The 14,584-nt window shown below is 61.1% G+C and carries 10 protein-coding genes; 8 read left to right on the top strand and 2 right to left on the bottom strand.

All coding sequences use genetic code 11. The features are described from left to right. The first annotated feature begins 33 nt into the window (after positions 1-33). The 4 genes from WBP06_RS25640 to WBP06_RS25625 are packed head-to-tail and all read left to right on the top strand — an operon-like array spanning position 34 to position 5,067. Positions 34-2,193 (top strand): 3-hydroxyacyl-CoA dehydrogenase NAD-binding domain-containing protein, encoded by a 2,160-nt coding sequence (locus WBP06_RS25640; protein ID WP_395337582.1) that lies wholly within the window; start codon positions 34-36, stop codon positions 2,191-2,193. Continuing rightward, positions 2,190-3,347, top strand: coding sequence for an acyl-CoA dehydrogenase family protein (locus WBP06_RS25635; protein ID WP_133085049.1), 1,158 nt, complete (start codon positions 2,190-2,192; stop codon positions 3,345-3,347). The genes WBP06_RS25640 and WBP06_RS25635 overlap by 4 nt, the downstream gene beginning before the upstream one ends. A gap of 17 nt (positions 3,348-3,364) precedes the next feature. Beyond that, positions 3,365-4,243 carry a MaoC family dehydratase gene (locus tag WBP06_RS25630; RefSeq protein WP_133085050.1) on the top strand — a complete coding sequence of 293 codons (879 nt, stop codon included), beginning with the start codon at positions 3,365-3,367 and terminating at the stop codon, positions 4,241-4,243. After that, the gene (locus WBP06_RS25625) at positions 4,240-5,067 is read left to right on the top strand and encodes an SDR family NAD(P)-dependent oxidoreductase (protein WP_395335242.1); all 828 of its coding nucleotides are present in this window, start codon (positions 4,240-4,242) and stop codon (positions 5,065-5,067) included. The genes WBP06_RS25630 and WBP06_RS25625 overlap by 4 nt, the downstream gene beginning before the upstream one ends. 131 nt (positions 5,068-5,198) lie before the next feature. Here the strand turns inward: WBP06_RS25625 and WBP06_RS25620 are convergent, their stop codons facing one another. Both WBP06_RS25620 and WBP06_RS25615 read right to left on the bottom strand, forming a co-directional pair. Beyond that, positions 5,199-5,975, bottom strand: coding sequence for an SDR family oxidoreductase (locus tag WBP06_RS25620; RefSeq protein WP_133085052.1), 777 nt, complete (start codon positions 5,973-5,975; stop codon positions 5,199-5,201). After that, a complete protein-coding gene (locus WBP06_RS25615; protein WP_133085053.1) occupies positions 5,972-6,973 on the bottom strand; it encodes a zinc-binding dehydrogenase in 1,002 nt (333 codons plus the stop codon). Before WBP06_RS25615 ends, WBP06_RS25620 begins: the two co-directional genes overlap by 4 nt. A 228-nt stretch (positions 6,974-7,201) precedes the next feature. Here WBP06_RS25615 and WBP06_RS25610 point away from each other — a divergent pair, with 228 nt between their 5' ends. The 4 genes from WBP06_RS25610 (at position 7,202) to WBP06_RS25595 (ending at position 14,584) form a co-directional block, all read left to right on the top strand. Continuing rightward, on the top strand, positions 7,202-9,883 hold the full coding sequence (locus WBP06_RS25610; RefSeq protein ID WP_395335238.1) for a LuxR C-terminal-related transcriptional regulator: 2,682 nt from the start codon (positions 7,202-7,204) through the stop codon (positions 9,881-9,883). 82 nt (positions 9,884-9,965) lie between these two features. Beyond that, positions 9,966-10,895, top strand: a complete 930-nt coding sequence (locus tag WBP06_RS25605; RefSeq protein WP_395335235.1) for a 3-keto-5-aminohexanoate cleavage protein — start codon at positions 9,966-9,968, stop codon at positions 10,893-10,895. Continuing rightward, positions 10,895-12,001 carry a CaiB/BaiF CoA-transferase family protein gene (locus WBP06_RS25600; protein WP_133085056.1) on the top strand — a complete coding sequence of 369 codons (1,107 nt, stop codon included), beginning with the start codon at positions 10,895-10,897 and terminating at the stop codon, positions 11,999-12,001. Before WBP06_RS25605 ends, WBP06_RS25600 begins: the two co-directional genes overlap by 1 nt. 201 nt (positions 12,002-12,202) lie before the next feature. Continuing rightward, positions 12,203-14,584 (top strand): TonB-dependent receptor, encoded by a 2,382-nt coding sequence (locus tag WBP06_RS25595; protein ID WP_395335232.1) that lies wholly within the window; start codon positions 12,203-12,205, stop codon positions 14,582-14,584.

Raw genomic sequence — 14,584 nt, 5'->3', positions numbered from 1 at the left:
CTAGAAAAAGATCGGGACACACCCATGAAGACAATGCGACTGGAGAAGGCCGAAGACGGCTTCGCGATCCTGACTCTCGATGCCGAAGGTTCGATGAACGTCGTCAACGACGGCTTCATTGCGGGCATGACGCAGGCCACCAGGCAGATCGCACAGGACGACGCCATCAAGGGCGTTATCCTGACCTCGGGCAAGAAGTCGTTCATGGCCGGCGCGGATCTCAAGCAGCTGGTCAATGGCTTCGATACGCTCACACCGCTCGAGGCCTATGCGTTCTCGAAGCGGGCGACCGACATGCACCGCGCGATCGAGCAGTCGGGTAAGCCGTGGGTTGCAGCGATCAATGGTTTGGCGCTGGGCGGAGGTTTCGAACTCGCGCTGGCCTGCCATCATCGCATCCTCGTCGATGATGCAAAGGCCACTGTCGGCCTGCCCGAAGTTACTGTCGGTCTCCTTCCCGGATCTGGAGGCACGGTTCGGCTCGGTATCATCGCCGGCATGAAAACGGCGCTCGACCTGCTTCTGACCGGCCGCGCCGTCGCGCCTGCCGAAGCGCTCAAACTGGGCATCGTGGATCAGGTGGTTCCCGAAGCGGAACTTCTCGATACCGCCCGGACGTGGCTGGCGAGCGGGCCCGACCCTGTCAAGCCGTGGGACGTCAAGGGCTGGGTTCCGCCTCAGAAGAAAGGGCTCACGGTACCGGAAGATTCCGCCGCGTACATGATGGCGACGGGAGGCCTTGCGAAGAGCGGCTATAATCAGCCGGCTCCGCTCGCAATTCTCAATTCGCTGTTTCAGGCATTGCAGTTGCCGTTCGACAAGGCGCTCGCAGTAGAGGGCAAATACTTTGCTAAGCTGCTAACCGATCCGGTCGCCCGCAACATCATTCGCACGACCTTCATCTCGAAGCTGGCAGCAGAAAAGGGCGCTCGCCGCCCCGCAGGCTATCCCAGGTTCGAAGCGCGAAAGGTCGGCGTGCTGGGCGCGGGGATGATGGGTGCGGGAATTGCCTACGTTGCGGCCAATGCCGGCATCGACGTCGTCTTGATCGACCGCGATGTGCCGACGGCGCAAAGGGGCAAGGACTATTCAGCCAAGGTACTCGACAAGCTGGTCGAAAAAGGCAAGGTGACGCGGGACAAGGCCGATGCGGTTCTTGCCCGCATTGTCCCGACCGACGATTTCGGCATGCTCCAGGGCTGCGATCTGGTCGTCGAAGCCGTGTTCGAGGATACCGCGATCAAGGCGGAGACCACGAAGAAGGCAGAGGCAGTGCTGCCGCCCGAAGCCATTTTTGCTTCTAACACCTCGACTCTTCCGATTTCGCAGTTGGCGCTGGCTTCGAGAAGCCCGGATCAGTTCATCGGTCTGCATTTCTTCTCGCCGGTCGATCGCATGGGTCTGGTCGAGGTCATCATGGGCAAGCAGACCAGCAAGGAAACGCTGGCCAAGGGTCTCGATTTCATCGCGCAGCTCCGCAAGACGCCGATTGTCGTCAATGACAGCCGCGGCTTTTATACCAGCCGCGTGTTCCAGATGCTGATCCACGAAGGAGCGGCCATGCTGGCGGAAGGCGTGCCACCGGCAGTGATCGAGAATGCCGCCAAGGCAGTTGGCATGCCGGTCGGTCCGCTCGCGCTGCTGGACGAACTCACGCTGGATCTGCCGCTCAAGATCGTCGACCAGGCGATCGCGGAAGAGGGCGAGGCCTATACTCCGCCGGCCGGCGTTGCCGTCATGCGCAAGATGAAGGACGAGATCGGACGCTCCAGCCGCAAGACCGGAGGAGCCTTCTACGACTACCCTGAAGGCGGCAAGAAGCACTTGTGGAAGGGGCTCGTCGAGCACTTCCCTGTCAATGGCAGTTGGGACATCGAGGAACTCAAGAAGCGCTTTCTATTTGCCCAGGCGATGGAGACGGCGCGCTGCCTGGAAGAGGGCGTGTTGGAAACACCGCAGGACGCCGATCTCGGCGCGATCTATGGGTGGGGTTTCCCGACGTGGACCGGCGGAACGATCAGCTACATCGATACGATCGGCATCGGCTCGTTCGTCGGGGAAGCGGATATCCTTGCCCAGCGATATGGGCCCCGTTTCCTGCCTTCCGCGTGGCTGCGTGAGAAGGCATCGCGCGGCGAGACCTTCTACACTGCCGAAAGCGCCGACGAGGCCAAGGAGCCCATGCCAGCATGAAGCGCCTGATCTTCGAGCCGGAGCACGAGCAGTTTCGCGACAGCGTCGTCAAGTTCATGAGCGCCAATGTCGGCGCCCATGCCGAACGCTTTCGCGAACAGGGCATGGTCGATCGCGATCTTTACCTCAAGGCAGGCGAGCAGGGATTGCTCTGCACCTGGGCCGAGGAACGGTACGGGGGTGCGGGAATCGACGATTTTCGTTTCGAGCAGATTATCATCGAGGAGAATATGCGCCACGGCGACATAGGCTTCTACATCAATCTCCATAACGATTTGGTCGCGCCCTACATCGCCAAGCTCGGCACACAGGAGCAAAAGGAGCGCTGGATGCCCGGCATCGTCAGCGGCGAGACTATTCTTGCCGTGGCGATGACCGAGCCATCTACGGGCAGCGACCTTGCAGGAATGCGCACGAGCGCGGTCGAGCATGACGATCACTGGGTGCTCAACGGCGCCAAGACATACATTTCCAACGGCATTTTGGGCGATCTGGTTGTTGTCGCGGCACGGACCGATCCGGCCAGCCGCCATGGGCTTGGCCTGTTTGTGGTGGAGCGCGGCTTCGAAGGCTTCGAGCGCGGGCGCAAGCTCGCCAAGATGGGTATGAAGGCGCAGGATACCGCCGAGCTGTTCTTCAGCGATGTCAAAGTGCCCAAGCAAAACGTGCTGGGCGATCCGACGCAGGGCTTCAAGTATCTTGCGCGCTTCCTGGCACAGGAGCGCCTTGTGGCAGCGATCGGTTTCATGGCCACTGCCCAGACTGCCTTCGACCTTACGCTGGACTACGTGAAAGAGCGCAAGGCCTTCGGAAAGCCGATCGGCGCGTTTCAGAATACGCGCTTCAAGATGGCTTCCATGCGCGCGGAGCTCGATGCGATCCAGACGTACGTGGATCAATGCGTGATCCTGCTCAACGCAGGCGAACTCACTGCCGAAGATGCCTCCGCTGCCAAGTTGCTCACGAGCGAACTGGAGGGCCGGGTGATGGACGAATGCGTCCAGCTCCACGGCGGGGCCGGGTACATGGACGAGTACCGGATCAGCCGGATGTACACCGATGCCCGCGTCAGCCGCATATTCGCCGGCACGAGCGAGATCATGCGCGAGATAATCGGGCGCGGGCTCGGGCTCGACGAGCGCAAGCTGACCTGACCGAAGGGAAACTCGCTATGCTGAACCTTGAGCGCATGCGCGGTTACCGGGTCCCGATCGCGCAGGACGTTTGCGATCCGCGTTCCGCCATCCTCTACGCCCTGGGCGTGGGAGCGGGGCTCGCCGCCATCGATGAGAGCCGCTTCCTCTTTGAGCGTGACCTCACCGTTTTGCCAACCATGGCGCTTGTGCTTGGCACGCCGGGGTTCTGGCCGATGGCTGCGGAACTCGGGTGGGACTGGCCGCGAATTCTGCATGGCGAGCAGAGCTTGCGTCTTCATCGACCGCTGCAACTGGGCCAGGTCATTCATGGCCGGATCGAGATCGGAGAGGTCGCCGACAAGGGACCGGGCAAGCCCGCTCTCGTTCGGGCGAAGCGGATACTGACGACGCCGACAGACCAGCTGATTGCGGAGGCAGAGGAAATCTGGGTCCTACGGGGCGAAGGTGGTTTCGGGGGAGACCGATCTCTCGTTCCGCTTGCGGATGGACAATGTCCCGATTTTCCGCCGGATGCAGTGCTTGACCTGCCTACGGCGGCTAACCAGGCGATGCTATACCGGCTGACCGGCGACCGCAATCCGTTGCACATCGATGCCGGAACGGCGGCGGCGGCGGGGTTCGAGCGCCCGATCCTCCACGGACTGGCGACGATGGGCCTCGTTAGCCGCGCATTGATCCATTTGTGCTGCGGCGGAGACGCGTCGTTGCTGACGCGCATGCATGTCCGTTTCACCGCGCCTGTGTTCCCAGGCGAAACCATTCGGACCGAGATCTGGCGCGATGGAGATGACATTCGCTTTCGCGCGTCTGCGAGAGAACGCGGCGTGGTGGTGATCGACGGGGGCAGTGCCTGCGTTCAAGGATTTGTGAAAGAACAGGAAGAGGTCACGTGAAAATACTGGATGGAAAGGTCGCGCTCGTTTCGGGATCGGGGCGGGGCATCGGCAAGGCGATCGCGCTCAAATTGGCTGGCGCGGGCGCAAATGTCGTGGTCAATGACCTTGACGAAGACGTGGCCCGCGCCACCGCGGCCGAGATCGAAGGACTTGGCGTTCGCGCCGTCGTTTGCGTCGGCGACGTTACTGATCCGACTTTTGGCGATACCTTCGTGTCCGCAGCAGTCGCGGCTTTCGGCACGATCGATATCATCATCAATAATGCCGGCTATGCCTGGGATTCGGTGCTTCAAAAGACCAGCGACGAACAGTGGATCGCGATGCTCGATGTACACCTGAGCGCGCCTTTCCGGATTCTTCGCGCCGCGCAGCCGATCATTTCGTCCGCAGCCAAGGCCGAGATCGAACAGTACGGGCGTGCCAAGCGACGGACAGTCGTAAACATTTCGTCAGTTTCGGGTCTTGGCGGAAACCCGGGGCAGGCCGGTTATGCTGCCGGCAAGGCAGGGATTGTCGGCCTCACCAAGACTGTGATGAAAGAGTGGGGGAGATACAACACCACGGTCAATGCCGTCGCCTTCGGCGCGATCATGACGCGTATGACGGCTGGCGAGGCTGGCAGTTCAACCATCGATATCAAGGGCAAGAAGATCAAGGCCGGGGTCAGCGACGAGATCCTTGAGGCCATGGAGAAAGGAATTCCCCTCGGGCGCGCAGGCACTCCGGAAGAAGCAGCAGGAGCCGTCTATCTCCTTTGCATGCCGGAGGCCGATTACATCACAGGTCAGGTCATAGTCGCGGGGGGCGGCTGGCAGCTCTGACCTGTGGAGCGAGGGAGGAACTATGTCCTCCCTCGCTCAAGTCTTTTCGCTGCCGGAGGAATGCGGTCCTCGGAGGATACGGCATCAGGGATGAGCCTGGCTGGACGCTCGTCCCTCTGCCGGCATCAAGATCACCCGCAGCCGACTACGCCGCCATCGACCGGAATTTGCGCGCCGGTGACATAGGCTCCTGCTCGCGAGCAAAGGAAGACGACAATTCCGGCGATGTCGTCGGCGCGGCCCAGCCTGCGCAGCGGAATATGGCTGAGCAATTTCGGGTCGACTGCATCCTCGTCACGCATGTGAGCGGTCATTTTGGTAGGGAAGAAGCCCGGTATCACGGCATTGACCGTGATGTTCCGGTCGGCAAGGTCGCCGGCGAGATCCCGCGTCATCATGTGGACCGCCGCCTTGCTGGCAGCGTAACTGTAGGCATTGAGCCGTTCGGCCTTCATGCCCGCCACCGAACCGATGTTGATGACCCGCGATGGATCATCGGCCGTGCCCGCCGCGACCAGTTCGGGAAGGAGTTCGCGCACAAGAGTGAAAGGCGTCTGGACATTGACTGCCATCACGCTTGGCCAGGCCTTGTCGGGAAAGGTATCGATAGGGCCGCCCCAGGTCTTGCCGGCGTTGTTGATCAGGATGTCGCATTGGCCCAGCGCGCTGCGATACAGTGCGGCAAGCTCCACCGCGGCTTCCGGAGTAGACAGGTCTGCGGCAAGCGGCAGGCATGGCCCGAGACCCGACATTTCCGCCGCGGCGGTCTCACACACATCGGCCTTGCGCGATGTGATTGCCACGCTAGCGCCTGCGCGCAGAAGACCTTCAGCGATCATCCGCCCCAACCCCTGTGCGCCGCCGGTGACGAGGGCTTTCTTGCCGTGCAGGCTGAACAGATCGCTCACATCGTCACCACGACTTTGCCGAACTTGTGCTGGTCGCGAAGGTGAAGAAGAGCTTCCTTTGCCTTCGCCAGAGGGTAAGTAGCCTCGATGACCGGCTTGATCCGATGCTCGCCGGCGAACGCTAGCATTTCCCGGAAGTCCTGCGGATCGCCGACCTGACTGCCGACGATGCTGGCGCTCTTGAGGAAAATATCCGTCGCATTGAACTTGACCTCGTTCCCGGCGGTCGACCCGTAGATGACTATGCGCGCACCCGGGTTGATGGCGCGGACATAGTTGGCAAAGCTGGGTGACGGTGCACCATCCAGGACCACGTCAATCCCGCCGGTCAGCTTGCCAACCTGCTTTCGCCAATCCGGGTCGGTATAGAGCAGGCCGCCCTTGGCACCCATCTCGATCGCCCGGTCGAGGACTTCCTGGCTCTCACCGGTCACATAGACGTTCGCGCCCTTGGCGACGGCGAATGCGAGGCCGAACGTGGCGACTCCGCCGCCGACCCCGCTGATCAGCACAGTTTCTCCGGCCTGAAGCCGGCCCTTGAACATCAGAGCCCGCCACGATGTCAGCGCTGTGAGCGGCATTGCGCCGGCTTCCTCAAAGCTCATGAAGGAAGGTTTGGGAGCCAGGTTCTCGGCAGGGATACAGATGTATTCGGCGATCGTCCCGGCAAATGGCATGCCCAGCAAACCGAAGTCTGCAGCGGGCGCATGGCGATTGGGGCCCCAATTGCGGGCCGGATAGAGAACGACTTCTGAGCCCACGTCCACGCCGCTAACGTCGGCGCCGACCTTGTCGACAATGCCTGCGCCGTCGCAACCCAGCGTTACCGGCACCACCATGCCGGGATATTGTCCATGAGAAATGAACAGTTCTCGGTGGTTGATCGAGGCGGCTTTGAGTGCGACTCGCACTTCCCCGGGACCGGGTTCCGGCGTTTCGACGTCGGCAACGCGGGTGGATTCAGGTCCCTCGGCGTTTTCGAGATACAGGGCCTTCATGGTCAACCTTTCCTAGCTTTTGGCCCCGGCAGCTTCGGGCGGCCTGTTTGTTTCGGGCGTAAAGACGGCAATTTACGAAAATTCCCGGCCATCCGGAGCAGGACAATATCTCCGGCTCGCGAGGACCTATCTGCGGATAGGAAAAAGGATTGCGTTTAGGATTTCACACGTCAGAATATATTTCGGATCAAAAAACAAATTGCCACAAGGCATGTCCAGGAGAGAGCCATGAAAGTCATTCCGACGAGCGCTTTGCCGCATCGGATAACGCCGACATTGATTGAGCGCGCTGCCATGAGAGACCTGACGGCCAAGGTCCGCGATTCCCGATTGACGATGGTGTCAGCGCCCGCTGGAAGCGGAAAGACCACCTCGATGCTCTACTGGGCGGACCTGCTACGCGCGCAAGGCCACCCGCTCCTCTGGGTGGCGACACGTGCGGGGATCTTCAACAAGGCATCTTTCCTCTCTGCCCTCAAGGCAGCAGGCGTTGCGGCCGGCCTTCCTTGGGAGCAACTTTCCCTGGATGGCGACGATGCGCCCTGGCTCGAAGCGTTGTCGATAACGATCGACCCGCGGCCCGTCCTTGTCATCGACGATGCCCATCTGCTCGATCAAGCCGCTCTCGATTTTATCGCACAGCTATCGGCGACAGCTCGGGATGCCCTGTGCATGATCGTTTCTGCCCGCGGCGCGATTGGGCTTCCGCTGGCGCGTATGCGCGCATTGGGTTTCCTCAATGAAGTGGGAAATGCCGATCTCTCACTCACGATCGCGGAAGCGGCTCAGCTGGTAACCCAGAGCATCGGAACGCCGATCGACTCCAAGGATCTTCAGGATATCGTGCGGGACACGCAAGGTTGGGTATCCGGCGTTGTGATCGCCTGCGACTTGTACCGCCGCGGCAAACAGGGGGCCGGCAGTCCCAGGTTGACGGGCTTGCGTCCGGAATTTGCAGAGTACTTCCATGAAGAGGTGCTCAGCCGTCAGCCAGAGGACGTTCGCCGCTTCCTTGTCGATACGTCGATCCTGGATGAACTGACCCCTTCTGCCTGCGCGGCGGTCACCGGCGACGAAGATTCTCGCGCGATGCTTGACCATGTGTTCCGCCAGGGGCTCTTCCTGAACGCGATCGATCAGGAACACAGTCGATACGCGTATCACCGCCTGTTTCGTGAGATGGTCCTTGGACGCCTGATGGACAGGGCGCCCGCACGGGCGGGCCTGATGCATTGCCGTGCCAGCGACTACTTCGCCGCCAACGATCAGGCAGTCCTGGCCATCGAGCATGCCCGACTGAGCGGCGATCAAGCATTTCTGGCCCGCCAGCTCGACCAATTGGCGGAACAGCTGACCTATACCGGCTATCTCTATCGCATCGACGAGTTGGGCTCCGCCTTGCCATGGGCGGAACTGGCCCAGCACCCTTATCTGTTGTTGGCTCTGGCATGGCGGCGCATTCGCCAATTGTCTTTCACCGCCGCCCAGCGCTTTATCGACGCAGCGCGCGCTATCCTCGAGACCAAGGTCTCCGAAGGAAGGGTCGATGCGCACGATGCGGATCAGATCGATCTGATGATCCGTCATCGCCTGGTCATGCTGGCCGCCGCGCGCGACGACATGGTCAAGGTTGAAGCGGACGCGGAGCCGCTTTTGGTCGAGATGGCCGAAAGCCATGCCTATCTCAGCTGTACGTTGCTTGCCCAGCTCATGTCGGCACGGCGCGAACTCTACCACTTTCAGGACATGCTCAAGCTGGAAGCGGAAACTCGGCGGGCGCTGTCCAGGCCGGGTTCGGATTTTGCCTCGATTGCGCTCAAGGCCTCCGTTGCCCCGACATTGATGGCACAAGGCAAAACGCCCCTTGCCGAGCGCTTCCTCGAAGAAGCCTTTACGCTTGCGAAAGGGTTACATGGCGAGGGCTCGGGACTGGCTGCCTTGCCAGCGCTCCCGCTTGCGGAGCTGCTTTACGACGCCGGCGATCTAGATCGCGCGGCTGACCTGGTCGAACGGCACTTGCCCGTCGTGCGACAGTGGGGATTCGCCGACCAGATGGCATCCGGTTATCTCGTCGATGCTCGCCTTCGCGCGGCGCGCGGCGACCTTCCCGGCGCGCTTGTCACTCTCAATGACGCGCATCTCGTTGCGATAGAATGCGGTCTTGATCGCATGCGCGCCTTCATTGTTGCCGAAGAGGTCCGTCTGCTCGTCAAGGCGGGCCAAATCGAGGAGGCTGAGCGGCACTTCCTGGCCGGCGATCCGCAGATCGACGGCGAGCCCATACCGACGCTGCGGCCGACGCGTCGTAACGAGTGCAATGCGATCGCCTGGTTGCGCATCGAAATGCAGCATCACCGATTGACCCGGGCGCGCAAGGTGGCCCATCGCTGGCTGGAGTTCGTAAAGCGCGCCGGGGCCATTCGCTCGGCCGTAACCTTCGAATTGCTCCTTGCCGAAATCGCGGTGCTCCAGGGCAATCGCTCCGAGGCTCGCCGCGCTGTGCGTGCGGCGGTGGAAATGGCGGAACCTGCCGGCTGGATGCGCACGTTTATCGACGAGGGCGAAGTCATTTCCGCTCTTCTTACCGAGGCCTATTCCCACGGTCCTGAACTCGAAACACCTGCCGACCGGTTCGCGGTTCACTTGGTCTCCCTGATGCGAAATGGCCCGCAGATCGAGACAGACGAGGACGAGGACGACGATTTCGGGCTGACCGGTCGCCTTGCCAACCGGGAGGTGGACATTCTTACCATGGTGAGCGGCGGTCTGCGCAACCGGGAAATCGGCGATCGGCTGGGACTGACCGAGGGAACGGTCAAGTGGTACATGCAGCAGATCTACGACAAGCTCGGTGTTCGCCGTCGCCCTCAGGCGGTTCTGCGCGCCCGCCAACTCGGAATCCTTCCCTGACGAGCCACCTCACTGCCTATCGAAGGATAGATTGCGGGCGGCGAGCCGGCTGCCATCGAGCGGCTGCGGGAAAGGAAACATCATGGCCAAACGAAAAGTCATCATCAGTTGCGCAATCACCGGAGCGATCCACACACCCTCGATGTCACCCCATCTTCCGGTGACGGCTGACGAGATCGCGGAATCTGCGATTGGCGCGGCCGAAGCGGGCGCAGCGATCATCCACCTTCACGCCCGCAACCCCACTGACGGCCGGCCCGACCAGGATCCCAAGCTTTTCGAACCGTTCCTCAAGGTCATCCGCCAGCGCAGCGATGCTGTGCTGAACCTGACGACCGGGGGACATCCCTCGATGACCGTCCAGGAACGCATCCGTCCCGCCCAGACTTTCGCGCCGGAAGTCGCCAGTCTCAACATGGGCACGATGGGTTTTGGATTGTTCCCGATGCTGGACCGCTTCAAGGAATTCAAACACGCCTGGGAGCCAGCGGCGCTGGAAGCATCGCGGGACTTGGTATTCAAGAATACCTACGCGGATATCGAGCATCTGCTCGGCACGCTTTCGCCTCTCGGCACGCGTTTCGAGTTCGAGTGCTACGACACCAGTCACCTCTATAACCTGAAGTACTTCCTGGACCGGGGCTTGGTAAAGGCACCGCTCTTCATACAGACATGCTTTGGCATTCTGGGCGGGATCGGCAGCCATCCCGATGATATCATGCACATGAAACGCACAGCAGATCGGCTGTTCGGCGATCAGTATCAGTGGTCGGTGCTCGGCGCGGGTGCCCGCCAGATGAGTGTCGTCGCGATGGCTGCGTCCATGGGAGGAAACGTGCGCGTCGGATTGGAAGATTCTTTGTGGGGCGGCCCCGGGCGTCTGGCCGAGACCAATGCTGAGCAGGTGCGCAACGCGCGCCAGATCATCGAGGGCATGGGGCTGGAAGTGGCAAGTCCGGACGAAGCTCGTGCCATTCTCGACCTGAAGGGCGCGGACCGGACAAATATCTGATGCCGGAACGGTCAGGGCCGCTGGTCGGCGTGCGTATCATCGAGATCGATGCGATCGGCCCGGTGCCGCTGGCAGCGATGCTGCTGGCCGACATGGGGGCGGACATCGTTCGGGTCGCGCGGCCTCCCTCCGCTGGACCCGGTGACTGGGAGGACGTGGGCGGTGATATCCTTCATCGCAGCCGAATGGTCACTTATCTCGATCTCAAAAACGAGAGGGACCGCAGCAGTCTGCTCGACCTGATCGAGCATGCAGACGGTCTGATCGAAGGCTATCGGCCAGGAGTGATGGAGCGGCTGGGTGTCGGTCCGGATGTCTGTCTTGCCCGTAATCCCAGCCTTGTGTTCGGGAGGATGACCGGCTGGGGACAGAGCGGGCCGATGGCCATGCGCGCGGGACATGACATCAACTATCTCGCAATCACAGGGGCGCTGCATGCCATGGGCAAGACCGGGGAGCCGCCGCCAGTCCCTCTCAATCTCGTCGGTGATTACGGCGGCGGCGCGATGTTCCTCATATTCGGAATGTTGAGCGCCTTGCTTTCGGCACGGCGGACGGGGGCGGGCCAAGTGGTTGATGCCTGCATCACGGACGGCGTCGCGTCGCTCATGAGCCTGTTCTACGCTTGGCAGCCGAAGGGCCTTTGGAATGATGCACCCGCATCCAATCTTCTTGACGGCGGTGCGCCGTTCTATCGATGCTACGCCTGTGCCGACGGCAAATTCGTGGCCGTGGGCTGTCTGGAACCCAAGTTCTTTGCGCAGATGCTCGAGGGTCTGGGCCTTGCAGGTCGCGGTTACGATCAACATGAGCGGGCGGGGTGGCCTGGGATGGAAGCCGATTTCGAAGCGGTCTTCCGGACGCGTACGCGCGACGAATGGGGCGAGACCTTTGCGTCGACCGATGCCTGCGTGACGCCGGTCCTAAGCATGGCCGAGGCTCCGGCGAGCCCTCACAACAACGCCCGAGATACTTTCGTCACCCTGGGCGGCGTAACGCAGCCGGCGCCATCGCCCCGTCTCACGGGGACTGTCCCGGCAATCACCGCCGGGACTGAGGCCACCATCGCGGACCTCATTCGGGCTTGGGCGCAGCCGCGTTATTGAAACTCGCAGTGACCATACGCCTCGCAGGTGGCGGTGGTAAGTATCGGCGGAGCCCCGGCTGCCCAGTCCATAAAACTGAACAGTTTTGCCCTCTTTTGTATCATTTCCTCTCCGAAGATAGGTGGTGAAAGACCGTGAATAGCGGCCATTCAGAGTGCTTTGAAAAGCCTGCGAAGAGACAGGCGGCGGGAGAGAGAGTTGATGAAATCGCGTTTGCTGAGACTTGCGCTGTTGTCGGCAGGAACGACCTTGGCCGTCCCGGCGTGGGCGCAGGATGAGAACGCTTCTGCCCCTCAGATGGAAAGCGCGGCGACGGGTGACATTATTGTCACCGCTCGCCGGCGCGAGGAGCGACTGCAGGATGTTTCCGTCTCCATTTCAGCGTTTTCCGCTGAAGCGCTCGAGCGCAGCACGGTCCAGACAGTGAGTGATTTGAGGACAATTACGCCAGGGTTCACGTTCTCGGCTGAAGGCGGTAAGGACAACGTGGCGCTGACGCTTCGCGGCATTGGCCAGCTCCCACTGGGTGAAGTAACCCCGGGCGTCGTGATCTACGTGAACGATACGCCGCTCCCGGCTGTGGGATCGAACGTGCCGACTTACGATATAAGCAGCATTCAGGTTCTGAAAGGCCCCCAAGGCACGCTGTTCGGGCGCAATACGCTCGGCGGTGCGGTGGTGATCGGCACGCAAAAGCCGACATACCGTTTCGAGGGCTTTGGCGAAGGCACATACGGCCGCTTCGACTATCGGGAGCTGCAAGGCGCGATCAACATCCCCATCGTCGAGGACAAGGTCGCGTTTCGCGCCGCGGGTCAGATTCGCCGTCAGGACCCGCGAACGATCGCCTTTGACGAGGGCCCCGGGTTCGACAATATCCATCAGGACGCCTTCCGGCTTTCGCTGCTGATTGAACCCTTCGATGGGTTCACCAGCACCACCGTATATGAGTATTTCAAGGGCGACGAGCTGGCTGGCGGGCTCTATCTTTTGCGTCAGAATTTTCCTTTCGCGGCGCTGGGCCTCGCGGCCGTCGATCCTCAAGTCGATGCCGCGTTGGCAACCCAGGCTTCCAATCGGCGCGGATCGTTCGACGGGGGAATCGACGGAGGTGCCTCGTATCGCAAGGCAACTGCGATCACCAACGACACGTCTTACAGTTTCGGCGACATGACGGTTCGGAACATCTTTGGTTATCGGAAGAACTACAGTTACCAGCTGATCAATACGGGCGGCCTGCCGATACTCCAGATTCCCACCGGCCTCTCCGCCCCGCTGCCGGCATCGGTGCCATTCACGCTGTTTACGGCGTCGTCGGTAATTGACCGCCAATATCTCACCAACGAGACACAGCTGCTCGGCAACTTCGGCGCGTTCAATTTTATAGCGGGCGTCTTCTACAACAACGACAAGCCCCACGGGCCCACCGGATCGCAGTTCACCGCGTTCTCGGTGGGCGGGGTTCCCGCTCCTGCGGTCACGTCCCATGTCCGTAACCGAAACTGGGCTATTTATGGGCAGATCGGGTACGACATAACCGACAAGCTGAAATTGAACCTGGGGGGACGCTACAGCTGGGACAAGGTTTCAGCGTGCGGCGGCACTATCGGGACCAGCTATGTGGACGAAGCGACTTGCCTGGCAACCGCGAACACCGGGGCAATTGATGGCGTGGGCACAGTATCGAACAAGGGGCAGGAGCCCAGTTGGACGGTCGGCCTCGACTACAAGGCGACGCCCGATTGGCTGCTCTATATCGTATCGCGTCGCGGCTATCGTGGTGCCAACGTCAACACGCCGAAATTCGAAACCGTCTATACGACTGGTGGAACCGATCCTGCTTGTGTCGCAACCGGAGGTGTTTGCCCCGATCTCCGGCCATTCCAGAAGACCAACGAAGAGACGATTACCGATCTCGAAGTCGGTTCCAAGTATGACTATCGCGTGGGAACCGCGCGGGGCCACCTCAATATTGCAGCTTACTATAGCAAATACAAGAATGCCCTCCAGTTCCTGAATACGCAGACGACCGTTCCCAACGGAACGCCGGATTCTCCTTCGAATGGTTCGCTCGCGGTCAATGCGGCGAACTTGCGGATCTGGGGCGTCGAACTCGAGGCCTCGATAAGCCCGGCACGCAGTGTAACCGTCGGCTTTAACGCGGCCTATACGAACGTGACGGTCGAAAGCCTTACCCTTCCCGCTGATTTGCCGCCGACGATCGTGCTCGGAAAGGATCAGATCAACAAGTATTCACCGAGCTTTTCCGGTACGGCCAGCTTCAACTGGATCCTCCCGGTGCGGCCCGCGAATGGCGAAGTCAGCTTCAATGCCGACGTATTCATGACCGCCGATTACGGTGGCCAGAACGGCGAGAAGCTGCCCGGCTACGAATTGGCGAATGCGCGCCTGGACTGGCGGGGAATTGCGGATACCGGGATCGATCTCGGAATCTTTGTGAAGAACGTTTTCAACGAAAAGTATTTCTCGGCCGCGAGCGTGCTTCTCCCGTCCTTCCCGACGAGTTCCGTTTATGCCGGCGACCCCAGGATTTGGGGCGTGTCGGCAAAGTACACGTTCTAG

It is taken from the genome of Novosphingobium mississippiense (genome assembly GCF_044029535.1).
GTDB lineage: Bacteria > Pseudomonadota > Alphaproteobacteria > Sphingomonadales > Sphingomonadaceae > Novosphingobium.
Note: the sequence above shows the minus strand (reverse complement) of the source record. Positions and strands in the feature narration are given on the sequence as shown.